The 23,498-nt window shown below is 38.7% G+C and carries 17 protein-coding genes; 11 read left to right on the top strand and 6 right to left on the bottom strand.

Annotated elements, in window-relative coordinates; translation table 11 throughout:
• Positions 1-27: 27 nt before the first annotated feature.
• Complete coding sequence (locus H4J76_RS07175) at positions 28-1,551, bottom strand: YifB family Mg chelatase-like AAA ATPase (protein WP_182214590.1); 1,524 nt, start codon at positions 1,549-1,551, stop codon at positions 28-30.
• Between the two features lie 501 nt (positions 1,552-2,052).
• Between H4J76_RS07175 and ilvG the strand changes: the two genes are divergently transcribed.
• From ilvG to H4J76_RS07215, 8 genes are all read left to right on the top strand, one after another.
• A complete protein-coding gene (ilvG, locus tag H4J76_RS07180) occupies positions 2,053-3,717 on the top strand; it encodes an acetolactate synthase 2 catalytic subunit (protein ID WP_070377107.1) in 1,665 nt (554 codons plus the stop codon).
• A 1-nt stretch (position 3,718) separates the two neighbouring features.
• A complete protein-coding gene (gene ilvM / locus H4J76_RS07185) occupies positions 3,719-3,964 on the top strand; it encodes an acetolactate synthase 2 small subunit (RefSeq protein WP_070375381.1) in 246 nt (81 codons plus the stop codon).
• Between the two features lie 115 nt (positions 3,965-4,079).
• The gene (locus H4J76_RS07190; RefSeq protein ID WP_070375382.1) at positions 4,080-5,006 is read left to right on the top strand and encodes a branched-chain amino acid transaminase; all 927 of its coding nucleotides are present in this window, start codon (positions 4,080-4,082) and stop codon (positions 5,004-5,006) included.
• Between the two features lie 236 nt (positions 5,007-5,242).
• Positions 5,243-7,105 carry a dihydroxy-acid dehydratase gene (gene ilvD, locus H4J76_RS07195; protein ID WP_070375383.1) on the top strand — a complete coding sequence of 621 codons (1,863 nt, stop codon included), beginning with the start codon at positions 5,243-5,245 and terminating at the stop codon, positions 7,103-7,105.
• 35 nt (positions 7,106-7,140) lie between these two features.
• Positions 7,141-8,712 carry a threonine ammonia-lyase, biosynthetic gene (gene ilvA, locus H4J76_RS07200; protein ID WP_182230325.1) on the top strand — a complete coding sequence of 524 codons (1,572 nt, stop codon included), beginning with the start codon at positions 7,141-7,143 and terminating at the stop codon, positions 8,710-8,712.
• Between the two features lie 137 nt (positions 8,713-8,849).
• The gene (locus tag H4J76_RS19875; RefSeq protein ID WP_259364914.1) at positions 8,850-10,283 is read left to right on the top strand and encodes a DUF418 domain-containing protein; all 1,434 of its coding nucleotides are present in this window, start codon (positions 8,850-8,852) and stop codon (positions 10,281-10,283) included.
• 235 nt (positions 10,284-10,518) lie between these two features.
• Positions 10,519-11,289: a response regulator gene (locus H4J76_RS07210; RefSeq protein ID WP_070375385.1), complete on the top strand. Its 771-nt coding sequence runs from the start codon at positions 10,519-10,521 to the stop codon at positions 11,287-11,289.
• A 209-nt stretch (positions 11,290-11,498) separates the two neighbouring features.
• Positions 11,499-12,221: a helix-turn-helix domain-containing protein gene (locus H4J76_RS07215; protein ID WP_182214588.1), complete on the top strand. Its 723-nt coding sequence runs from the start codon at positions 11,499-11,501 to the stop codon at positions 12,219-12,221.
• Positions 12,222-12,281: 60 nt separating this feature from the next.
• Here the strand turns inward: H4J76_RS07215 and H4J76_RS07220 are convergent, their stop codons facing one another.
• Entirely contained in the window at positions 12,282-12,530 is a 249-nt protein-coding gene (locus H4J76_RS07220; RefSeq protein ID WP_070375387.1) for a ubiquinone biosynthesis accessory factor UbiK, read from the bottom strand.
• Between the two features lie 186 nt (positions 12,531-12,716).
• Here H4J76_RS07220 and rep point away from each other — a divergent pair, with 186 nt between their 5' ends.
• Positions 12,717-14,738, top strand: a complete 2,022-nt coding sequence (gene rep, locus H4J76_RS07225; RefSeq protein ID WP_182221364.1) for a DNA helicase Rep — start codon at positions 12,717-12,719, stop codon at positions 14,736-14,738.
• Positions 14,739-15,819: 1,081 nt separating this feature from the next.
• Here rep and H4J76_RS19880 read toward each other — a convergent pair.
• From H4J76_RS19880 to ubiE, 4 genes are all read right to left on the bottom strand, one after another.
• On the bottom strand, positions 15,820-16,458 hold the full coding sequence (locus H4J76_RS19880; RefSeq protein WP_259364640.1) for a PEP-CTERM sorting domain-containing protein: 639 nt from the start codon (positions 16,456-16,458) through the stop codon (positions 15,820-15,822).
• A gap of 917 nt (positions 16,459-17,375) precedes the next feature.
• Positions 17,376-18,941 (bottom strand): ubiquinone biosynthesis regulatory protein kinase UbiB, encoded by a 1,566-nt coding sequence (gene ubiB, locus H4J76_RS07235; RefSeq protein ID WP_182230326.1) that lies wholly within the window; start codon positions 18,939-18,941, stop codon positions 17,376-17,378.
• A gap of 15 nt (positions 18,942-18,956) precedes the next feature.
• Positions 18,957-19,595 carry an SCP2 domain-containing protein gene (locus H4J76_RS07240; RefSeq protein ID WP_182230327.1) on the bottom strand — a complete coding sequence of 213 codons (639 nt, stop codon included), beginning with the start codon at positions 19,593-19,595 and terminating at the stop codon, positions 18,957-18,959.
• Positions 19,596-19,597: 2 nt separating this feature from the next.
• Positions 19,598-20,389 carry a bifunctional demethylmenaquinone methyltransferase/2-methoxy-6-polyprenyl-1,4-benzoquinol methylase UbiE gene (ubiE, locus tag H4J76_RS07245; RefSeq protein ID WP_182221359.1) on the bottom strand — a complete coding sequence of 264 codons (792 nt, stop codon included), beginning with the start codon at positions 20,387-20,389 and terminating at the stop codon, positions 19,598-19,600.
• 173 nt (positions 20,390-20,562) lie between these two features.
• On the opposite strand from ubiE, the gene H4J76_RS07250 reads away from it, so the two are divergent.
• Entirely contained in the window at positions 20,563-20,838 is a 276-nt protein-coding gene (locus H4J76_RS07250; RefSeq protein ID WP_182230328.1) for a hypothetical protein, read from the top strand.
• A 21-nt stretch (positions 20,839-20,859) separates the two neighbouring features.
• Complete coding sequence (locus H4J76_RS07255; RefSeq protein ID WP_182230329.1) at positions 20,860-23,481, top strand: immune inhibitor A domain-containing protein; 2,622 nt, start codon at positions 20,860-20,862, stop codon at positions 23,479-23,481.
• The last annotated feature ends 17 nt before the right edge of the window (positions 23,482-23,498 follow it).

Raw genomic sequence — 23,498 nt, forward strand, 5'->3', positions numbered from 1 at the left:
TTTAATCTTATTAATTGTGATGTCCGGTTAAAAAGAAACAGCATCGGTTAGGTGTCTCAGTAATCGGTCCATTGCGCGATAAGACAGCGCTTCAATGATATGTTCATGTTGAATATCTTCAATACTATTCATGTCTGCCAAGGTGCGCGCTATCTTTAATATTTTATGGTGGGCACGGGTAGACAAACCAAGTTTTTCAACGGCAAGCTCTAAAAACTCATGCTCATCAGTACTCAGTTTGCAAAATATCCGTGTTTCAGCACTCCCTAAGTGAGCATTTGCTTTCCCTTGCCGCTGTAATTGTAATTCTCTACACAGCGCAACCCTTTTCTGTATTTGCGCAGAACTTTCATTGTTATGATCATCCTTTGCCCACATACCCTTGGGTAAACGGGTCACCTCAATTTGAATGTCAATTCGGTCAAGAAAAGGCCCCGATAGGCGATTTAAATAGCGTAGCACTTGTTCAGGTGTGCTGCGGTTATCATTGTAAAATCCGGTTGGGCTAGGATTCATCGCAGCTACTAATTGAAATTTTGCTGGAAAGGTTTGTTTGTACATTGCTCTAGAAATGGTAACTTCGGCTGATTCCATGGGTTCACGTAAAACATCGAGCACTTTACGAGCAAATTCTGGTAATTCATCCAGAAATAATACGCCATTATGCGCCAATGAAATCTCTCCCGCTTGTGGTTGGCTGCCACCACCAACCAGTGCCGCAGAAGAAGCCGTATGATGGGGAGCGCGAAAGGGGCGAGTTAACCAAGATTTATGATTGATTTTTTGATGGCTAATCGAAGCGATAGCTGCAGCCTCTAACGCTTCACTTTCGCTCATTGGTGGTAATATTCCAGGTAAACGGCTCGCTAGCATGGTTTTGCCCGTACCGGGTGGCCCAATAAAAAGTAGATTGTGCGCGCCACAAGCGGAGATTTCTAGAGCTCTTTTTGCCAGTGGTTGGCCAATAACATCAGCAATGTCTTTACTGGTAGGCACTTGATAATGCTCTACTGCTTTTGCAGACACCAAAGGTAGCGAGCGTTGCTTTAAAAAGTGTGGGTATAATTGACTTAAATGTTCTATTGATAAAATATTGGCCTGCTTAACCCAACTCGCTTGTTCAGCATTTTGTTTAGGAATAACTAAGGTTCTTTTAGCGTTAGCGCAAGCAATTGCCATTGGAATTTCACCAATAATTTCACGCAATTCACCGGAAAGCGCAAGTTCGCCAGCAAACTCATATTGGCTTAAATCTGTATTAGGCAGTTGCTTACTGGCAACCAAAATACCAAGCGCTATCGGTAAGTCGAAGCGACCTCCTTCTTTAGGTAAATCAGCAGGGGCTAGATTTATGGTAATTCGCTTTGCGGGGAACTGATAACCACAATTGATGATAGCGCTGCGCACCCGATCTTTTGATTCACGTACCGAGGTTTCTGGTAAACCGACAATATTAAATACCGGCAGTCCATTGGCTAAATGCACTTCGACAGTGACAAGGGGAGATTCAAGCCCAACCCGGGCTCTGCTATAAATACAAGCTAAGCTCATAACAAATCCATTTAGTTAGCATCCTGTAAGTTAAGTTTAGGCAGGATTTATCTAAAGTGCTAACGCATCATATAACTAAATTATTTATTTCAATTAAAAAACGCTAGTAAAAAAACTTGCACTTAATATTAGAGCTATGGTACTAATTTAAATAGGCAGTGCAATAGCCAACAAATTTAAAAGTTTTTCATTTTGTTTTTATAAAGAATCAAGGTAATTGAATAAACATGCAAAAATTTAGTTCAGTGATTATTAACATTCTCGTCGTGGTGATTATTAAATCATCGCGAGGTTGTTTGTTGAGCTAAGAAAAACTAAAGCAAAAAACAAACCCTCGCTCCGAAAGGAACGGGGGTTTTTTTATAGATAAAGATGAAAATAATGATGGTCAGTTTTAATATCAATATTTTATATCAATAAATCATACCAACTCAGCGCAAAGGAGAAAGCTCAAACTAACGGTTATGCAAAATGTATTCAGTTGGGTGGGTTAAAAAAAAGATGACAAGTGAAAAGAAACAAACAGGCGGTTCATTACTTTTTGACGTACTTCAGCAGCACGGTGTTGAGCATGTTTTTGGTTATCCTGGTGGCGCTATAATGCCAATTTATGATGCACTTACCGACAGTGACATCCAACACTTCTTGTGTCGTCATGAGCAAGGTGCGGCATTTTCAGCAGTAGGTTATGCAAGAGCATCCGGTAAAGTAGGGGTTTGTTTTGCGACTTCTGGACCGGGGGCAACTAATTTAATTACTGGCCTTGCTGACGCCCTTGCCGATTCAATTCCTATTGTTGCCATAACTGGACAAGTTGCTACTTCGGTGATGGGCTCTGATGCTTTTCAGGAAATCGATATTTTTGGTTTATCACTCGCCTGTACTAAGCATTCTTTTCAGGTAACAGATATTAATGATCTTGAAAAAGTTTTACATCAAGCCTTTGCTATAGCATTGGAAGGGAGACAAGGTCCTGTTCTTGTCGATATCCCAAAAGACATTCAAATTGCGCATGTGGTTAGCCAAGGCAGTGTAGTTTCAACCTTGAAAAATAAAGTTAATTTACCACCGGCTAATGTTGGTTCTGCAATCGCTATGCTTTGTCATGCAAAACAGCCTGTTTTGTATGTGGGTGGCGGTGTAGGTATGGCAAACGCGGTCGATGAATTACGCGATTTTATTGATATTACCCATATACCGAGTGTTTCAACATTAAAAGGTTTAGGTGCTATTTCGCCTAATAATGAAAACTATCTTGGCATGTTAGGCATGCACGGCACTAAAGCGGCAAACTTAGCGGTACAAGAAAGTGATTTATTGGTTGTTGTTGGTGCACGTTTTGATGACCGAGTTACTGGGAAATTAACTGAGTTTGCGCCCCATGCGAAAGTTATTCATTTTGATATAGATACAGCCGAGATTAATAAACGCCGAGCCGCTGATTCAGCGATCTTAGGTGATTTAAAAACTAATTTACCTGCCTTATCGATTCCTTTAGAAATCAAAAGTTGGCAACAAAAATGTCAGCAAATGAAAGCTGATTTTTCTTGGGATTATAATCATCCTGGCAGCACTATTTTTGCACCAGCGGTACTTAAAGAGTTGAGCGATAAAATGCCGCTAAACAGTTGTGTTACCACTGATGTTGGTCAACATCAAATGTGGGCGGCACAGCATATGTCATTTGATCACCCTAGTAACTTTTTAACCAGTGCTGGAATGGGCACCATGGGCTTTGGCTTGCCGGCCGCGATCGGTGCACAAGTTAGCCGACCAACAGATTGTATTATTACTGTTTCAGGCGATGGCTCTATCATGATGAATGTGCAAGAACTCTCAACAATAAAGCGTTTTCAGCTACCGGTAAAAATTGTCCTCATTGATAATGCCAAATTAGGTATGGTCCGCCAATGGCAAGATTTATTTTTTGATGGACGTTTAAGTGAAACAGATCTTTCTGATAACCCTGATTTTGTCATGCTTGCAAATGCATTTGACATTAAAGCTAAACAGATAAGCTCTAAGGCAGAGGTTTCTGAGGCGATTGAAGAGATGTTAGCGCATAACGGGCCTTATCTTTTACAAGTTAAAATAGATGCCGCAGATAATGTTTGGCCACTAGTTCCACCCAATACAGCCAATGATAAAATGATGGAGAGTACTTAAGATGAATCATTATCAATTACGTATAAAGGCTGATGATAAGCAAGTGGTGTTAGAGCGTATTTTACAAGTCACCCGCTACCGAGGCTTCCTAATCGAAGGCATTAAGGCGCGAGTTAATACCGGTACAAATATCGGCACTATAGAATTAATGGTGCGAAGTGAGCGACCTATTTCACTTTTAGTTGATCAAATTAATAAACTGATTGATATCAAAGACGTCAAGGTAGACAAAAATACCACGAAGTAATGTCGCTCATAACCAGTTATAATAATTGCGCAACAAGCACCCATAAAAATTCAGAGTTGGTTGGGTAATTAAACTACAGCTAACTCGTTAAAAATATTATAAATTAGGAAGAAAAATGGCTAAAGTAAATGCAGAACTAATTTGGTTTAATGGTGAACTCATGCCTTGGAAAAATGCTACCGTGCATGTAATGAGTCACGCTTTGCATTATGGTTCCTCGGTATTTGAAGGTATCCGTGCTTATGATACTCATAAAGGTACGTGTATTTTTCGTTTAGAAGAACATATTAAACGTTTATTTGATTCAGCAAAAATCTATCGAATGAATATCCCTTTTACCCAAGAAGAAATTGTTCAAGCCTGTAAAGATGCCGTTGCTGAAAATGGTTTAGCTTCTGCTTACTTACGTCCGTTGGCTTTTTTGGGTGATATCGGTATGGGGTTACGTCCACCTATTGATGCAAAAGCTGATGTAATGATTGCAGCATTTAGTTGGGAAGCTTACCTAGGCGCTGATGCTATTGAGAATGGTGTAGAAGTTGGAGTGTCAAGTTGGAATCGATTAGCACCTAACACTATGCCAACAGCAGCAAAAGCCGGTGGTAATTACCTTTCATCACAACTGATTTCAGCTGAAGCTGCTCGTCATGGTTATGCTGAAGGTGTCGCACTTGATATCAATAATATGGTTAGTGAAGGAGCCGGTCAAAACTTATTTTTGATCCGCAAAGGTATTCTTTATACCCCTCCTGGAACGGCTTCGATTTTACAAGGTTTAACCCGCGATACTGTATTTTTTCTTGCAGAACAATTGGGTTATGAAGTACGTGAAGAGCCAATTTCTCGTGAGTCATTGTACTTAGTTGATGAGTTCTTTATGTGTGGCACAGCAACGGAAGTTGTACCAGTAAAATCAGTGGACGGAATGCTTGTCGGTAATGGTACCCGTGGACCGATCACTAAAGCTATTCAAGAAGCATTTTTTGGTATTTTCAACGGAACGACTACTGTTCCAGATAATTGGTTAGATCCCGTTAAATAACGGTAATAAAAGCAACTCGTTGTCATTACCACTTTACCGGCATCGGCAATACTCGCTTCTGGCGATAAGCCCGTTACGCCTTCTTTGCTAAAGTGGCAAATGTTGAAGAGTTGCTATCACCGTAAACTATAAATAAAACCGATAAGGTTTTATTTTAAGAGCTTCTTGGAACAGTAGCTTTCAAAATAAAATTTTTCACAATATTAATTCACATTATCAATTGGAATGTAAATATCATGCCTAAATTAAGATCTGCAACTTCTACTCAAGGCCGTAATATGGCTGGGGCTCGTGCTTTATGGCGCGCAACAGGAATGACGGATAATGATTTTGGCAAACCAATTATTGCGGTTGTTAACTCCTTTACTCAGTTTGTACCCGGTCATGTGCATTTAAAAGATATGGGACAGCTTGTTGCCGGCGCTATTGAAAAAGCGGGTGGTGTCGCTAAAGAATTTAATACCATTGCGGTTGATGATGGTATTGCCATGGGTCACAGCGGTATGCTTTACAGTTTACCTTCGCGTGATTTAATTGCCGACTCGGTTGAATATATGGTTAATGCGCATTGTGCCGATGCTATGGTCTGTATTTCAAACTGTGACAAAATCACGCCGGGTATGTTAATGGCGGCTATGCGCTTAAATATTCCAGTGATTTTTGTTTCCGGTGGCCCAATGGAAGCTGGTAAAACTAAGCTTTCTAACCAAATTATCAAACTTGACCTTGTTGATGCGATGATCCAAGGTGCTGACCCAAAAGTCTCTGACGCGCAAAGTGACCAAGTTGAACGTTCGGCTTGTCCTACTTGTGGTTCTTGTTCGGGCATGTTTACTGCTAATTCAATGAACTGTTTAGCAGAAGCGTTAGGTTTAGCACAACCGGGTAACGGTTCAATGCTTGCAACCCATGCTGACCGTGAACAACTGTTCTTAAACGCGGGTAAAGAAATTGTTAAATTAACTAAGCGCTACTATCAAGAAAATGACGAGTCGGCGTTGCCACGTAATATTGCTAACAAAGCGGCGTTCGAAAATGCCACTTGTTTAGATATTGCTATGGGTGGTTCAACAAATACCGTGTTGCATTTAATCGCCGCTGCGCAAGAAGCTGATATTGATTTCACCATGAAAGATATGGATCGCTTATCAAGAGTTGTCCCGCAGTTATGTAAAGTTGCTCCTTCTACACCTAAATACCATATGGAAGACGTACATCGCGCTGGTGGTGTCATTGCAATTTTAGGTGAATTAGCTCGCGCTAATTTATTAACCATGGACATCAAAAACGTACTGGGTTTAACACTTGATGAAATGCTAGAAAAATATGATATAACGTTAACTAAAGACCAAAGCGTGATCGACTTTTTCCGTGCAGGCCCCGCAGGTATTCGTACCACTAAAGCTTTTAGTCAAGACTGTCGTTGGGATACTGTTGATGACGATCGTGAAAACGGCTGTATACGTTCACTTGAACACGCGTATTCATTAGAGGGTGGCTTAGCGGTATTAGCCGGTAATATTGCCCCTGATGGTTGTGTTGTTAAAACGGCGGGTGTATCAGATGATAATTTAGTCTTTACCGGTCCAGCTCATGTTTTTGAAAGCCAAGATGATGCGGTTTCAGGTATTTTAGCGGGCAAGGTTGTTGCTGGCGAAGTGGTTGTTATTCGTTACGAAGGCCCTAAAGGGGGTCCTGGTATGCAAGAAATGCTTTACCCAACCACTTACTTAAAATCTATGGGGTTAGGTAAAGAATGTGCCTTATTAACCGATGGCCGTTTCTCTGGTGGCACTTCTGGTTTATCTATTGGCCATGTTTCTCCTGAAGCTGGCAGTGGCGGTATGATTGCCTTAGTTGAACAAGGTGACATTATTCATATCGATATTCCTAATCGCGATATTACATTAAACGTCAGCGAAGCAGTTTTAGCTGAACGTCGCACTAACATGGAAGCAAAAGGCAAGGATGCTTGGAAACCACTTAACCGTGTACGCCCAATTAGCTATGCCTTGAAAAATTACGCGATGTTAGCAACAAGTGCTGACAAAGGTGCAGTACGTAACCGTGATTTACTTGACGGTTTAGTTGGGGCGTAAGGTGAATTTCTTGATGACCTTTTGGAATAAATATAATGACTGAAGCTGAACAGCAAGCTTTAGTGCTTGCGAAAGAAACTCAAGAACAAGGGCTCGACTATTTACGAAGAATTCTATTGGCACCCGTTTATGATGTTGCTATAGAAAGTGAATTAACATCATTAACTAAGTTGTCATCACGTTTAGGCAATCAAATTTTCCTTAAACGTGAAGACCAGCAACCGGTTCATTCTTTTAAGATCCGTGGTGCTTATAATAAGCTTGTTAATTTAACTGAAGAGCAGTGTATTCATGGGGTGATTGCCGCTTCTGCCGGTAATCATGCTCAGGGCTTGGCACTTGCAGCAAATAAGCTCGGTATTAAAGCCACGATTGTTATGCCAATAACAACACCTGATATAAAAGTTGATAATGTACGTCGTTTTGGCGCCGAAGTGCGCTTAGTCGGTAAAAGTTTCAATGAAGCGCAAGTTGCTTCATTAGATTTTGCCCGAGATGAAAATAAAACAATAGTTCCTCCTTTTGATGATATCGATATTATCGCTGGACAAGGCACGGTTGCCAAAGAACTTTTACAGCAGCACCCAAAAATTGACGTTGTTTTTGTTCCAGTCGGTGGTGGCGGTTTACTAGCAGGTATGTCGGTTTATTTAAAGCAACTACGACCCAATATAAAAGTTATCGGTGTTGAAGCAGAAGACTCTGCTTGCTTGAAAGCCGCTATGGAAGCCGGTAAACCGGTCGACTTAGAACAAGTGGGACTGTTTGCTGATGGGGTTGCCGTAAAGAGGATTGGTGAAAATACCTTCAATGTCATTAAACATTATTGCGATGACGTGATCACGGTAACAACCGATGAAATTTGTACTTCTATCAAAGACATCTTTGAACAGACGCGCGTGATTTCAGAACCTGCTGGCGCATTGTCACTGGCGGGCTTACAGAAGTATTGTAAAACCAGTGCTGGAGATGAAGCATTAGTTGCTATTCTGTCTGGCGCTAATATGAATTTTCACACGTTACGATATATTTCAGAGCGATGTGAATTAGGTGAGCAAAAAGAAGCGGTGCTCGCAGTAAAAATTCCAGAAAAGAAAGGTAGTTTTAGAACCTTCTGTCATGCCTTAGATGGACGAGTGATCACTGAGTTTAATTACCGTTATGCAACAAAAGCCGATGGCAGCCATAAAAGTGCTAATATTTTTGTAGGTGTTAGAACCAGTGGTGAAGATGATCGAAATCACTTACTGTCACAGTTAACTAAAAGAGATTATCGAGCAACAGATCTTACTGATAACGAATTAGCTAAACTTCATGTCCGCTATATGATTGGTGGCCAAAATTCTTCACCAACGCCAGAGCGTATTTTTCGTTTTCAGTTTCCTGAATATCCAGGTGCATTGGAAAAGTTCTTAGATACCTTAGGTGAGCATTGGAATATTACTTTATTTCATTACCGTAATCATGGTGCGGCTTTCGGGCAAGTATTAGCTGGCTTTGAAGTGAATAATGATGACCAGCTTGCCTTTTTTAATCATTTAAAAGATTTAGGTTATGAGTGGCAAGAAGAAACCGAAAATAAAGCCTATCAAGCATTTTTAAATTAAATCGAGCGATTATTTAAATAACCTTTACTGATCATATACTAAAGCCACTTTAATTGAAGTGGCTTCTTATATTTTATACTTTTCAATTGCAGAAAAATTAGTTTATTCTATATCCATAAAAACTATATGGACAATTCATGATGCAAGTAAGCCAAGAAGATGAATCGGTAATACCCCCCTCTAAGTTAAAACCCTTGGATAAACATAAACGTGTTGATGCCTTAGATATTTTACGCGGCCTAGCTCTCGTTGGTATTTTATTGATGAATATTGAATGGTTTAACCGTGCAATTATTTCTTTAGGCGGACACGATACAACATTAACTGGTATTGACCATGCAATTGGTTGGTTAATTCGTTGTTTTGTTGAAGGTAAATTTTATAAATTATTTGCCCTTATCTTTGGAATGGGCTTTGCTGTTATGTTGTTACGTGCCAAAGATGCAGGTCGACCCTTTGGTGCTTGGTTTGTTCGTCGTATGTTGGTATTGCTGCTCATCGGTATAGCCCATATGATTTTTTTATGGGGCGGTGATATTTTACACCAGTACGCTATCGCGGGTTTAATCCTATTAGCTTGGGTTACCTATAAAAAAACAGAAGACCCAAAAGCTTATTTAAAACTAGCCTTAATGTGGCTAATGATCCCTCTTTTTCTGGTGAGTTTTTTGGGTTCTATATTGGGCATGGTTTTTAACGAGTCTAAGTATCAAGAAATATGGCAAAACGACCTTGATATATATACAGCAGTTGAACAGCAATTACTGACAAATACTGATGTTATATTAGAAAAGAACGATGCTATTGATAGTGAAGAGTCTAGTGCTGAAGAAGCTATACTTACCGATGAAGAACTGAGAGAAATCACTATTGCTGAAACTATTGAGCAACGTAAAGCATTACAGGCGGATATTGCTGAAGAAGATAGTGCCTTTATGCAAAATAGTTATTGGCAAGCTACAGAATACCGGCTTGGCTTTCTGGGATTTATGTTGATGTTCACGCCTATTATGTCGTTGTTCGTTTTAATACCAATATTTATCTTAGGTTTTTGGCTGGTGGTGACAGAAAAAATAACCAAACACCAAGAGCATCATAAATTTTTTAGTCTCTTGGCTAAAGTCGGTTTATGCGTTGGTATTCCATTAAATGTTGCTAGCATCTTAATTATTCAACACCCTGCCGCAGCTATTTCAGTCGTGCTGCAAGGTGTTGGGCAAACACTTTTTTATATCGGCCAATATTTACTTTCGGCAGGATATTTAGGTCTCGTTGTTTGTGCGTTAAACAAACAAAAGTGGCAGCAGTTTTTTGTCGCATTTTCACCCATGGGGCAAATGGCATTAACCAATTATTTAATGCACTCAGTTATTTTAACGAGTATCTTTTATGGTTATGCGGGAGGGCAATACGGTGAGATATCAAGAGCACCGCAAATGCTTATTGTTATAGCCATTATAGTGACTCAAATAATATTATCTAAATGGTGGTTAAACCGCTACCGCTTTGGTCCCATGGAATGGTTATGGCGTAGCCTAACCTATAAACAAATGCAGCCAATGAAGTTGTAACCTGCGGTAGATTTAAGCGAGTTTACCTTTAAAAGTTAACAAGCAGCCATTGGCTGCTTGTTACATAAAGAAGATAGATTAACTTGTTTTATTGTTTACTTTAATGACGACAATTCTCTTTGTTTAGCAGAAGCAGTTAAGCAAAGAAGAGCCACCGGGTAATATAAGTTTACTTAGTGAAACTCTCAGGTATAGTAATTTATAATTAAGTTTTACTAATGCGAGTGAGTTTTATATGACCCAAAAAAGATTGCTCGTTGTTGAGGACAGTAAGTCAATTGCGCTAGTTATTGAAAAAATTGCTGTTTCCTTAGGATATTCCGTGACCATCGCTCACACCTTTGCTCATGTTAAAGTGTTGCTCGCCCAAGAGCATAGTTTTTTCTTAGCGACGCTTGATTATGGTTTACCTGATGCGCCTAATGGTGAAGTTGTTCCCTATATTGTTCAACACAATATTCCCAGTATTATCATGACGGGCCGAATTGATGACGCTACACATAAGAAATTACTTAACCAACCCATTATTGATTACATTACAAAAACGAATGCTCAGGCTTATCATTACTTACTTCGAATCCTTCATGGTCAACTTCATAACCCAAAAATTGGTGTTTTAGTCGTTGATGATTCTTTAGCCTCAAGAAATCATGTTTGTCAGTTACTTAAACGAAGAAACTTTACAGTTTATGATGTTGAAGATGGTACCAAAGCAATTAAAAAGCTTGAGGAGCAACCAGATATAAAAATTGTGATCCTTGAGCAAGATTTAACCGGGGTGAGTGGCTTAGAATTAGTACATAAAATTAGAGCCAAACACCCAATTAATGAGTTAATCATTATAGCGGTAGCGAGTTCAGAAAAGAGTTTTCAATCAGCACGATTCATTAAAAATGGTGCCGATGATTTTCTACGAAAACCTTTTTGTCCCGAAGAATTCTATTGCCGCGTTATGCTAAATATTGAGAAGCTACAATATATTGAGAAACTAAAAGATATCAATTAAATTAAGTTTATCCTTAAAATAAAAAAGCAGCCGGTGGCTGCTTTTTTATGGGTAAGCAATGACAATAAACATTTATGTCAAATAACCCTAACAACATTTCTATATTCAACAATATTCTTAAATATTCACCTTTATATTATTGCAGGAATAACCAAGAATAAGTCTGCTGTCGACGGCATTTTAATACTTAATCTAAAAAGGAAAAGCAAATGACGCTTGGTGAACAGTTAAAAAAACTTAGAAATGAAAAAGCATTAAGTCAGCCTGATTTAGCTGATTTAACGGGAATAGAGCAATCTTATTTATCAAAGTTAGAAAATGATAAGTCAATGCCATCAAATGATATTTTTAGAAGGTTATTAGCCGCTTATGAGTTATCTTTAGCTGATTTTATAGCTGCATTCGACAGACGCTACGCTGAGTCTCAGCTTAAGCAAATACCTGATATAGAGCATTGGTTAAAGCAGCAACAGCAATCACAAATGTTAAATCAAAGGCGTTATCTTTATATATGCAGTGCACTGATTGTCCTTGCGCTTACTTTATTCTATGTCGGACAAAGTAAAATATTGTTTCCAGAGGTACAGTTTGGATACTATTCTCAAGGCGTTGTTTTAGCGGGAGAGCCAAAAGATATATTTGATGATTGGGAGAAGATGATCCCGCGAGAAGATGTAAAAAACCAGCTTTACTATAAAAAGAAGATGGAGATGACACAACGTAAGGACGAAAAATTCATATTGTCTGAGAAATTCTTAGGGAAAAACTATGTAGTAACATTACCAAAAGGTCTTCGGCTTTATCGTGCTGATAGTGAAAAAATGATTGCTCAGCCAATAAATGCATGGCTACGAATAGCGGGTGTATTCTTGTTTTTCATGGGAATTATGGGCTTTATTTTAGAGCGGCGTATATATAAAATAGTCACTTAGTCATACTCTTAGAAGCGATAAGTTAGTTGTACCGATAATAACTTATCGCTATTTGTGACTTTATTCAGCTAACTTAGTTTCGATTTCAGCGAGCTTATTTTCTAACTCAGCCAGTTTCTGACGTGTTTTTAATAATACTTGTGTTTGAACATCAAACTCTTCACGAGAAACTACGTCAAGCTGTGTTAATTTTCGTTGTAACACCACTTTGGTTTTTTCTTCAATATCTGCAGCTATATCTTTGAATTTAGGTGGAATTGCATCAGAAACTTGTTTGGCGATTTCTTCAATCTTTTTAGCGTTAAACATAATCATTATCCTTAGTTCATCAATGAGCTCATTGTAATGTATTTAATGGTTTTGCCAATGGCTAATTTATTAACTACAAGATATTTAACAATGTAGAGTTTGACCTGTGCGCGGGTATATACGATATAGAGCAAACAAGGTAAAATCATCGCCCTGAAAATCTAATTATCTGAAAAACTGAACACTATGAAACTTAACCCCGGACAAAATGAAGCGGTAAAATATGTTACTGGCCCCTGCTTAGTCTTAGCCGGCGCGGGTAGTGGTAAAACAGGGGTTATCTGTAAGAAAATTGCTTATCTTATTGAAAAATGTGATTACAAAGCTCGTAATATTGCGGCAGTAACCTTTACCAATAAAGCCGCACGAGAAATGAAAGAACGTGTGATTAAGATGATGGACAAAAGTTTAACGCGAGGTCTCACCGTTTCGACTTTTCACTCGCTGGGTCTTGATATTATTCGTAAAGAAATTAAAACCTTAGGTTATAAACCCGGTTTTACTTTATTTGACGACCAAGACACGTTGTCTTTATTAAAAGAATTAACACATGATGAGCTTGATGGTGATAAAGATTTACTGAGTAAATTACAGAGCATGATTTCCAATTGGAAAAATGACTTAATGTTACCTGATTCCGCGATAAAAATGGCTGGTGATGCAGACACCACGATGTTTGCTGAATTCTACCAGCTCTATCAAAAACATATGAAGGCCTATAACGCGCTTGATTTCGATGACTTAATCTTAATCCCTACCTTGTTGTTAAAAAACTTTCCTGACGTTAAAGCACGCTGGCAGAAAAAAATTCAATACTTACTGGTTGATGAATATCAAGATACCAATGCCAGCCAATATGAGTTAGTAAAATTAATCGCGGGTGAACGGGCCTTGTTAACGGTTGTTGGTGATGACGATCAATCTATATATTCATGGCGTGGTGCAAAACCGCAAAATCTTGTTTTACTTGGAGAAGATTTTCCGCAACTTAAGTTGATTAAGTTAGAACAAAATTACCGCTCAAGTGGTCGTATTCTTAAGTGTGCCAATACTTTAATCGCGAACAACCCTCATGTTTACGACAAAGCGTTGTTTAGTGAGTTGGCTTATGGCGTTGAACTGCGCGTTATTCAAGCAAAAAATGAAGAGCATGAAATTGAGCGAGTGGTCGGTGAATTAATTGGTCATAAGTTCTTAAACAAAAGTAAATTTAAAAATTATGCGATCTTATATCGTGGTAATCATCAATCGCGCTTATTAGAAAAAGCATTAATGCTTAACCGTATTCCTTATAAGATCAGCGGCGGGACTTCATTCTTCTCTCGCAGCGAAATTAAAGACATGATGGCATTTTTACGTGTTCTGGTGAACCCTGATGATGACAATGCATTTCTAAGAATAGTTAATGTACCACGCAGAGAGATTGGACCCACGACACTAGAAAAACTGGGTAATTACGCCAATATGCGGCAAATAAGTATGTTCGCCGCTAGTTTTGAGTTGGGGCTTGAACAGCATTTAACTGGTCGTGGTTTAGTGCATGTGCAAAGGTTTACTCGTTGGTTAGTTGAAACTGGCGATCACGCGGAGCGAGGTGATACTCCTGCCGTGCTTAGAGCGATGATCCGTGAAATAAATTATGAAGATTGGCTGTACGACACTTCGCCTAGCCCAAAAGCAGCAGAAATGCGCATGAAAAACGTTACGCAACTTTTTAGTTGGGTAACTAATATGCTTGAAGGGGATGAAGAAGAAGAGCCTATGTTATTGCCAGCCATTGTAACCCGCTTAACCTTGCGGGATATGATGGAACGTGGCGAAGATGAAGATGATGCTGACCAAGTACAATTAATGACACTACACGCTTCTAAGGGGCTAGAATTTCCTTATGTCTTCTTGATTGGCATGGAAGAAGGTTTATTGCCACACCAAACAAGTATGGACGAAGGTAACGTTGAAGAAGAGCGTCGATTGGCTTATGTGGGAATTACCCGTGCGCAACGTGAATTGATTTTTACTTATGCCAAAGAGCGCCGACAATATGGTGAAGTTTCTCGCACCGAAGCGAGTCGATTTTTACACGAATTACCGCAAGACGATTTAAGTTGGGAGCTAACAGAAACTAAAAAAAGCCAAGAGCACAAAGACAAAACCACTAAAATGGGTGTGGCGAATTTGCGTGATATGCTCAAGAATAAAAACAAATAAGTACTTTTTATGTTTTGGCTAAAGGTAGCTAAAATAGAAAAACTTCAATTAAGCCCGCCATTAATGATAATAAAATAACGCCTCTCTGCTTCAGGGAGGCGTTATTTTTTATTAAAAATTTGCCATGAAAATTAAAATAATCTTACAAAGTTAAACAAATGAAATACAAAAGCTGAACAGTTAATGTTTTGTATTTTATTATAATTAATTTACACAAAGTTCGACCTTTAGCTCAATAAAAGGCAATAAACCTCTTATTGGTCTCACTTTTAATGAAAAATTAATTATATGGATATTGCAGTTGATGAGTTTAAAGAAAGTACTGTTGAGTTTTTTTATGGGAATTTCCATCAGTTCATGTGCGTTCGTTCCCTCTTCTTCACCTGACCAGCCTTACTATTATGACTGCGATATGGTGACAAAAAAACTAACTTTAAAATCCACTCAAATGGGGGAGCTAGGAGATTGTGACGATGGCGGTATAGCGGAATGTATCATTATGACGGGTATTTTGAGTACAGCAATCTTGATTGTTTCTGGCAGTGTCGTTTTGTTAGGTAATACTTTACATTGGTCAGAATATAAGTTGAAATGTTAGACATGCAATAAGGTCATCTAAAATTAAAACAGCTCAACAGATATAATTTATTGTTGGTAGTTTTCCTATTCATTATTTTACTGGCTTGTAAAAATAACTTACGCGCTTTATGAAAGCGAGTAACGCATAAATTATAACGTCCACTTCAAGTTCATTGCTGCCTTTGGTACTTCACCTATTTACGCTAACTAATGCCACATTACTGACCTAATTTAGCCGTGAATTAATCACCATAAATAGTCCGCTTAGCCACCATTGCAGACACTCGACAGTGATTATCTTGTGGTTAAAATCAAGAATTAGGCTCAAATAGTGCTAATGCTTTAGTGGCAATCGTCAGAAGTCTCTGTTCATATGGCATAATAAAGGATCCTATGGTGATGGTTTTATGATGAAATAACTTGGTTTACCAATCACCAGAAACAAAAAAAACACCAATCATGACAATTGATGTTTTCTAGAATCAAGTTTTAAAAAACTGGCTTAAGATTGTTTCTTAAATCGACGTGATGCTAAACCAATAATTCCTAATGCAAAAATAGCTAGTGTTGATGGTTCGGGAACGTCAACTTGATTGTTATTACGAACTAACACGTACCGCTGCCAAACGTTATTACTGTTTAAATTTGTGTTCAGGCCTGAACGCCAACCTCCATTCACACTGTCTCCGTTGTTTCCGGCATGCCACGAAATCCTCAAGTCACCACATGCGGAATCAGAGCGACACACTGTGTCCGCTGAATTCTGTGATATCGACGACGTGTCTGCGAACCCGAGAGATGACGAATTTCTGTACCAATATGCGTCATCAGCAAATAGTGTAGTGTTTTGAGACGTGATTGTATTAAGAACTGTAGTAGAAGTAAATGCAAATAAGTCGTAAGTCAGACTGCTTGAAAAACTAGAAGAAGCCAACGCAACCGTGCTCCCAGGTGCTATGCTTCCTAATACGCCTGCATAATCAAAAGAACTTCCATAGCCGCCCTGATACACAACATTCCAATCATTGTCTGCCACGAGTTTTGAATAATCCGAAATGATTCCTGCATTTGCGACAGTAACTAAACAGCTAACCGCGACTATTCCGCCAGCAATGAAGCTACTTAAAGATTTATTTTTCATATTGATATTCCTTTTAAACAGTTTTGGAAAAAATCCTAAAAGTGAAACGACATCACTTACACATATCTATGCATAAATCACACCAATTAATTAATATCTAATTATTTCAATTGGATAAATAAAATAAAGCCTCGCGACATACCTTGACTGTAAAAGAGTCTGACACAAAAAACTACAGATAAATTATCAAGTTCAAACCTCCTAAAACAGCCATTTCAGTTATCTAGTTAACTAAAGTTCATTATTGCTAATTATCATTCGTCACATCAACAACGAGACAAGCCAGTTAAAATCTCACATTGCTTCCACCTAGCAGCTGACTTTCAATCAGTTAGCTTGATATGTCATTCGTTGGTATTACTACAAGCCCAAAATCTTGATTTCAAATAATAAAGCGTCTATTTTCATACCAATTAATTAGCATAAAACAAGTGGTAAAATTTAATTTAGGCGTACTAATGGTGCTTTAGCTTTCACTGTTAACATCCAAAAATTGAATTACACTGTCGGCTTTGAGGTTTAAAGCGTACCTTAGCTATAACGATGTTGTAGCTTCCGCTAAGCGCACAGAGTGATCGTTAATAATTCAAATTGACTGGCAGCAATGGTGGTAAAAAGGACTGTTTTTAGGGTTAATTAAGGCCAAAACAGGTAGGTTTTGGCATTAGTCGTCGTTAAAGGTAGTTATGTTAGCAATTATATTGTCGGTTAGCGGCCTTTAGAACACTAGTAGTTAAGACCTCAAATAGGCACAAAATAATAATGTTTGTCGTCTCAAAAAATTTATTTCGTCTCAAGCCGATAACGTCAACTTAGATTTAGTCCTCAAACGGATATCTCCTGAAGTAATTATCTCAGCTTAGATTAATGTTAGATAACCTCATTACTGATATCTACTCAGACAGTTGAAGCAGGTATTAGTGAAATATAATGGCTGCACAAATACATAAGGTACTAAAAAGCAAAGTACCAATAATAACTTTATGATTTTTGTGTTGCTGCGTTTTTAATTCAGTGAATAAGTGCATTTGCTTTTGACGGGTTACTTGGGTCGTTTTTAAATAATCATAAAGCAGGTCTGGCATTTCAGGCAGTTTTTCATTCCAAAAAGGCAGATTTTCTTTTATCTTTTTAAATACGGCTTTAACACCCATTTGCTGTTTTACCCAATTCTCTAGGAAAGGTTTAGCTGTTTGCCATAAGTCGAGTTGTGGGTATAGTTGTCGGCCTAAGCCTTCGATATAGAGTAAGGTTTTCTGTAATAAAACTAATTGTGGTTGCACTTCCATATTGAATCGTCTGGCGGTGTTAAAAAGGCTTACCAGCACTTGCCCAAAAGATATTTCTGATAAGGGTTTGTTGAATATCGGTTCGCAAACAGTGCGAATAGCAAATTCAAACTCATCAACACTGGTCTCGCTTGGTACCCAGCCAGAGTCGACATGAAGCTCGGCAACTTTCCGATAATCTCTATTAAAAAACGCGACAAAATTTTCGGCCAAGTAGCGTTTATCTTCACGGTTTAACGTACCACAGATACCAAAATCTATCGCTATCCATGTTGGATCGGCAGGGTTTGTTGCATCGACAAAAACATTGCCTGGATGCATATCAGCATGAAAAAAGCTGTCACGAAATACTTGGGTAAAAAACACTTCAACCCCACGTTCAGCAAGTAATTTCATGTCTACACCAAGCCCTTGAAGTGTCGCTATCTCTCCAACGCCAATACCATAAATACGTTCCATAACCATTACGTTTTCATGGCTAAAATCACTATAAACCTTGGGTACATATAATACGCTATCGCTGGCATTACCCTGGGAAAAATTGTGCTTTAATAAGGTTGCATTCGCGGCTTCACGGTTGAGATCTAGTTCGTCAACAATCGTTTTTCGGTATTCATTAACGACCTCTTTTGGGCGTAGTCGTTTACCATCAGGTAAAAATTTAGCGACAACACCCGCAAATAGCGACATGACTTTTACGTCAGCTAAAATTGTCTCAGTAATGTTGGGACGTAAAACTTTAAGGACTACTTCAAAAGGTTGTCCGTCTTGCAGCAAGGTGGCTGTATGCACTTGGGCAATTGACGCCGAAGCAAGAGGTTTACTATTAAAATCACTAAAATGCTGATTAAATGTTTCTTCACCTATGGCTTCTAAAACAATAGCTTTGGCTAATTCACCATCAAAAGCAGGTACTTGATCTTGCAGCAATGCCAGTTCGTTGGCAAAATCTTCAGGAAGTAAGTCACGACGGGTTGACAACATCTGGCCAAACTTTACAAACACCGGACCTAAAGATTCAATCGCTAGGCGAAGTCGCAAGGCTGAAGGCTTATCTTGGTGTTTATTACGTAGCCAGAATAACGTAAAGCGAATGAATTTTGCATACCAAGGTATCATATGGCTTGGGATCAGTTCATCAAGACCAAATTGAAGAAGTGTTTTGATGATGCGATAAAGTCGTAAACTGCTCACAATGTTCCTTGAGAATTAAGTTAAGGGAGTTAATTTTTCAGCAAGTCGCTGAATACGTTCCGCTACTGTATTTGTTTGCTTAGTTATTTCAGTAACCTGTTCACTAAAACTACCGAGTTGACTGGCTGTAACCACTAAGCGTTTTTCATGCACTAGCCATTCGCTGGCGTCGGCTTGTATCTGTTGTGTGGCAAAATTAATTTTTTTCGCCCAGCGCTTACCTAACTGCGACAACTTATAAGTAGGAATATCACCAATATGTTGAGCAATTTCGCTTTGCCAATCAACTTCTAATGATTGGGCAATATTAGCAAACTGTTGAGCAACTTTAATGTCACCTTGAACATCGAGTTTCTCTTGCTTGATTAACTCCGTAATTTGTTGCTCTTTCTTTAGTTCACGTAAAGTTTTTATACTCGTATTTATTGTACAGTCGCTACGTTCAGTTAGGCCAGTCACTAACACTTTGTTGTTATTAATAGAGAAACTTAGCGGAAAACCTAACTCAGTTAATAAAATGGTTAATGTTTTTTCTTCTAAGGTCTGCAAAACACTGGCACCCTTAACATTGATTGCGAGTGCTTGATTAAAGGCAAACTCTACGGTTGAACAAAGCGTTTGTTGAAACATTAACTGACTACTGAAGTTTGTCACGATTAAAATTTATACCCTTTGTGCAGAGCAACAACACCACCGGTAAGGTTTTTGAAACTTGTCTGTTCAAAACCCGCCGAATCCATCATTTCTTTTAATGTTTCTTGATCAGGGTGCATGCGAATAGACTCGGCTAAATATTGATAGCTATCACCATCTTTAGCCACTAATTCGCCCATTTTAGGAAGAATATTAAAAGAATAAAAGTCGTAAGCCTTACTGATTAACTGATGTTCTGGTTTTGAAAACTCTAGCACCAATAAACGACCACCGGGTTTTAATACGCGGTAAATAGACCTTAGCGCCATATCTTTGTCCGTAACGTTACGTAAACCAAAAGCTATGGTGACAATATCAAAGGTATTGTCTTCAAAGGGTAAGTATTGTGCATTGGCTTGTACGTATTCAATATTTTGTACTAAACCTTTGTCACGTAACTTATCTCGACCAACATTGAGCATAGAGCTATTAATATCAGCAAGAATAACCTTGCCTTCACGACCAACCAGCTGTGAAAATTTTGCGGTTAAATCGCCAGTACCACCGGCTAAATCTAGTACTTTGTTACCAGGACGTACGCCACTAGCATCTATGGTGAAGCGTTTCCAAAGGCGATGAATACCAAAAGACATTAGGTCATTCATTACATCATATTGCGCGGCGACAGAGTGAAATACACTGGCAACCTTTGACTCTTTCTCGTTTTTATCTACCGTTTGAAAGCCAAAATGTGTGGTGTTGTCACTTGAAGAATTTGATTCATTTTCTTGATGATTATCTTGTTGAGCGGCCATCTAACATTCACTTATCACTAAAATTACTGACAGTTTACCGTATTTTTTAGCAATTATTAACACTTGAAATCAAGTGGTGGTGTTTTTTATTAAATGGACTGTGCTGGTTAAACTTTATCCACTAATTAATATGCTGTATTATGGTTATTATTATTGTTATATACGGCGATGTTATGAAATTTTATTTAGGGGTCGTGATGACTTTATTACTGGGGTGTCAGCAAACATCAGCACCACTAACCGCTAAAAATAGCAGCGAACAAGTTATTATAAAAAAAATTGTTTGTCATCAGTCAACGATACCACCACTTAAGAACACGCAAAAGTTAAAAGAGCGGTTAATTGCCAATGGTAAAATTGATGGCTCATTATCTAATGAAGAAATAGATCATGCAGTTAATAACTATATTCGTAAGAAAAACGCGGCTTTGAAAAACTGTGCTAAATAACAAGTTACACAAGGAAAACTCATGAAGATACCCTATCTATTAGCTTTGTTGGTCTTGATAAGTCAGCTGCCTTTACGAGCAGAAAATATTGATGATATAAAACGTTTTTCAAAAAGTGCACCAGCAGATGCTGGTGTTATTAACAAAGAGCGTATTCTCTATTGGTTAGAAAAAAGAGGCGAATTGTCAATAAACGCCACTGACCAACAAAAAAAACAAGCACTGTCTAACTATCTGATAAAAAAATCATTTCAACCTAAAGTTTTGCCTCAGGCCTTATCAAAAAAAGTGGTAGCCGCTGAACGTTTTAGTAGTGGAGAACGCCGTAAAAAGATGGGCTTCAATAGTCAGTTGAAAAAAACGCAAATAGCCCATTATTTATTACAAGAAACGGCAGATACTGACGTTGAAACCACGGTTAATGTTTTAGCGATACTGATCGATTTTAATGATTTAAAGCATAACGATAATGGTTTATCAGCGAATGATACCGATATGTTTTATGCGAATTATTCGCCTGCTCATTATAATGAGCTTTTATTTTCTGCGAGTGGATTTGATGGTCCATCAGGACAAAATATTGAATCGGCTTATCAATATTATCAACATGAGTCTGGTCAGAAATTCTTTTTTACCGGCCAAGTTAAGGGGTGGGTGACTGCAGAAAATAATGCCAGTTATTATGGTAGCAACGACGAAGAAACCGAAAATGATCAAAATGTTAAGGCGCTTGTTGTTGAAGCAGTTACACAACTTGTTGCTAATGGCTTAGATTTATCCCCTTACGACAAAACTGATTTATTTGATTTTGACGGAGACGGAAATGTTAATGAACCTGACGGTATTATTGATCATATTATGCTTTTCCATGCGAGTATCGGTGAGGAAGCCGGTGGTGGCAATTTAGCCGAAGATGCTATTTGGTCACATCGAAGTTTTGTGCTCAATGATACGGGTGATCAACCAGCTACTATCCCCGGTTCTGATATAAAAGCGTTTGGTTATACTATTAATCCGATTGATGCGGCTCCCGGCGTTGTTGTCCATGAATTTGGTCATGATTTAGGTTTACTTGACGAATATGATATCGATAGTAGTGATATTGGGGCGCCTGTTTCAGAGTGGTCAGTTATGGCTTCTGGTACTTGGCTGGGTTCTCCAGCAGGAACTCGCCCGTCTGCTTTTAGTCCTCTGGCCCGTGATTATCTACAGGAGCGTTATCAAGGCAACTGGATAACTCAACGGCAAGTTGATTTTGCGACATTAAACAATGAGAGTATCTCCTTGGTTAGTACCGTTGATCATACTGCGGTTAACCAGATTAAGGTGAACTTACCGCCATCTGTATTAGATTTTCCAGCAGCTTACGCGGGAGAATATCAATTTTATTCTGATAAGGGTGATATGTTGGAAAACAGTATGTCGTTCTCAGTCGACTTGCCAGCAGGTACCCCGACATTGTCGATGAAGGCACGCTGGGAAATAGAACAAGACTATGATTACCTGCAGGTATTAGTAAACGACACCGTAATTAAGGGAAATCACAGCCAAAATAGCAATCCGTATTACCCAAGCATAGGTGAATATATCAGCGGAAATTCAGCCGATATTGCCAATGCAGAAGGTGATTTAAAATGGACTGATTTAACCTTTGATCTTGCTAGTTTTGCTGGACAAAGTGTTGTCATTAAAATTAATTATGTTACCGATCAAGCGGAAGGTGGTTATGGCTTTGTCGCAGATGAAATAAAAGTATTCAATGGTGCGAGTGAGATCTTTGCTATCGATGGCGAAGAAGAAAATCAAGCTACACTTTCCGGGTTTAGCCGTTTAGCTGATAAAATTGCCGGTTTACCCCATTACTATTATGTTCAATTACGCAGTCATACCAGTGTTGATAGTCGCTTAAAAAATATCGGCTATGATGCGGGCGTTTTACTTTGGTATCGTAATGAAAATATTGCTGATAATAAGGTAGACGAGCATGCTGGCCAGTTATTTATCGGTGTGGTTGATGCGGATCAAAACTTAGTAAAAGCGTCTAATGGCAGTAACAGAAATTCGGCATATCAGATACACGACGCTGCATTTAGTTTATACGACCAACAACCTTTTAACGGTGATGTGCATAATGTTGCAAAGAGTTTTTTTAGCGATTCCAATGATTACTCTTCGCCAAGTCAACCTGAGTCTGGTGTTATCCTACCCAAACTCGACTTTAGCATGAAGGTCGACTTGCAAAGCTCTGATAGTACTTCGGCAACCGTAACACTTTCAAGCTCCTCGGAAGCGTCCGATTTAAGCGTTTCATTTTCTCATTCAGCTAATGATTTAGTGGTGACCTTTACTTCAATGCCAGTAGGGGGCGATTCACAATATAATTATGCTTGGAATTTTGATGATAATAGTACCAGTAACATACAAAACCCTAGTCACACTTTTACTCAGGCTGGTACCTATAGTGTTGAATTAACGGTAATGGATAGCACAGGCCTTAGCGTTAAAACGACCAAGAGCATCACGGTTAGTAAAGCACCTGCTGTTGTTGTTATACCACCAGCAAAAGTGAAAACCTCAGGTGGAGGAGCAATAAGCTTTGGTTTGTTTTTGAGCTTGTGTTTATTGAGAATAATAAGAAAGTAATTTAGGCTTTTCGTTTT

It is taken from the genome of Colwellia sp. BRX9-1, from assembly GCF_014077195.1.
Lineage (GTDB): Bacteria > Pseudomonadota > Gammaproteobacteria > Enterobacterales > Alteromonadaceae > Colwellia_A.

Bases quoted from the DNA above. Each gene is read 5' to 3' on its own strand.
- H4J76_RS07175 (WP_182214590.1), bottom strand. From the start codon at position 1,551: ATGAGCTTAGCTTGTATTTATAGCAGAGCCCGGGTTGGGCTTGAATCT.
- ilvG (WP_070377107.1), top strand. From the start codon at position 2,053: ATGACAAGTGAAAAGAAACAAACAGGCGGTTCATTACTTTTTGACGTA.
- ilvM (WP_070375381.1), top strand. From the start codon at position 3,719: ATGAATCATTATCAATTACGTATAAAGGCTGATGATAAGCAAGTGGTG.
- H4J76_RS07190 (WP_070375382.1), top strand. From the start codon at position 4,080: ATGGCTAAAGTAAATGCAGAACTAATTTGGTTTAATGGTGAACTCATG.
- ilvD (WP_070375383.1), top strand. From the start codon at position 5,243: ATGCCTAAATTAAGATCTGCAACTTCTACTCAAGGCCGTAATATGGCT.
- ilvA (WP_182230325.1), top strand. From the start codon at position 7,141: ATGACTGAAGCTGAACAGCAAGCTTTAGTGCTTGCGAAAGAAACTCAA.
- H4J76_RS19875 (WP_259364914.1), top strand. From the start codon at position 8,850: ATGATGCAAGTAAGCCAAGAAGATGAATCGGTAATACCCCCCTCTAAG.
- H4J76_RS07210 (WP_070375385.1), top strand. From the start codon at position 10,519: ATGACCCAAAAAAGATTGCTCGTTGTTGAGGACAGTAAGTCAATTGCG.
- H4J76_RS07215 (WP_182214588.1), top strand. From the start codon at position 11,499: ATGACGCTTGGTGAACAGTTAAAAAAACTTAGAAATGAAAAAGCATTA.
- H4J76_RS07220 (WP_070375387.1), bottom strand. From the start codon at position 12,530: ATGTTTAACGCTAAAAAGATTGAAGAAATCGCCAAACAAGTTTCTGAT.
- rep (WP_182221364.1), top strand. From the start codon at position 12,717: ATGAAACTTAACCCCGGACAAAATGAAGCGGTAAAATATGTTACTGGC.
- H4J76_RS19880 (WP_259364640.1), bottom strand. From the start codon at position 16,458: ATGAAAAATAAATCTTTAAGTAGCTTCATTGCTGGCGGAATAGTCGCG.
- ubiE (WP_182221359.1), bottom strand. From the start codon at position 20,389: ATGGCCGCTCAACAAGATAATCATCAAGAAAATGAATCAAATTCTTCA.
- H4J76_RS07250 (WP_182230328.1), top strand. From the start codon at position 20,563: ATGAAATTTTATTTAGGGGTCGTGATGACTTTATTACTGGGGTGTCAG.
- H4J76_RS07255 (WP_182230329.1), top strand. From the start codon at position 20,860: ATGAAGATACCCTATCTATTAGCTTTGTTGGTCTTGATAAGTCAGCTG.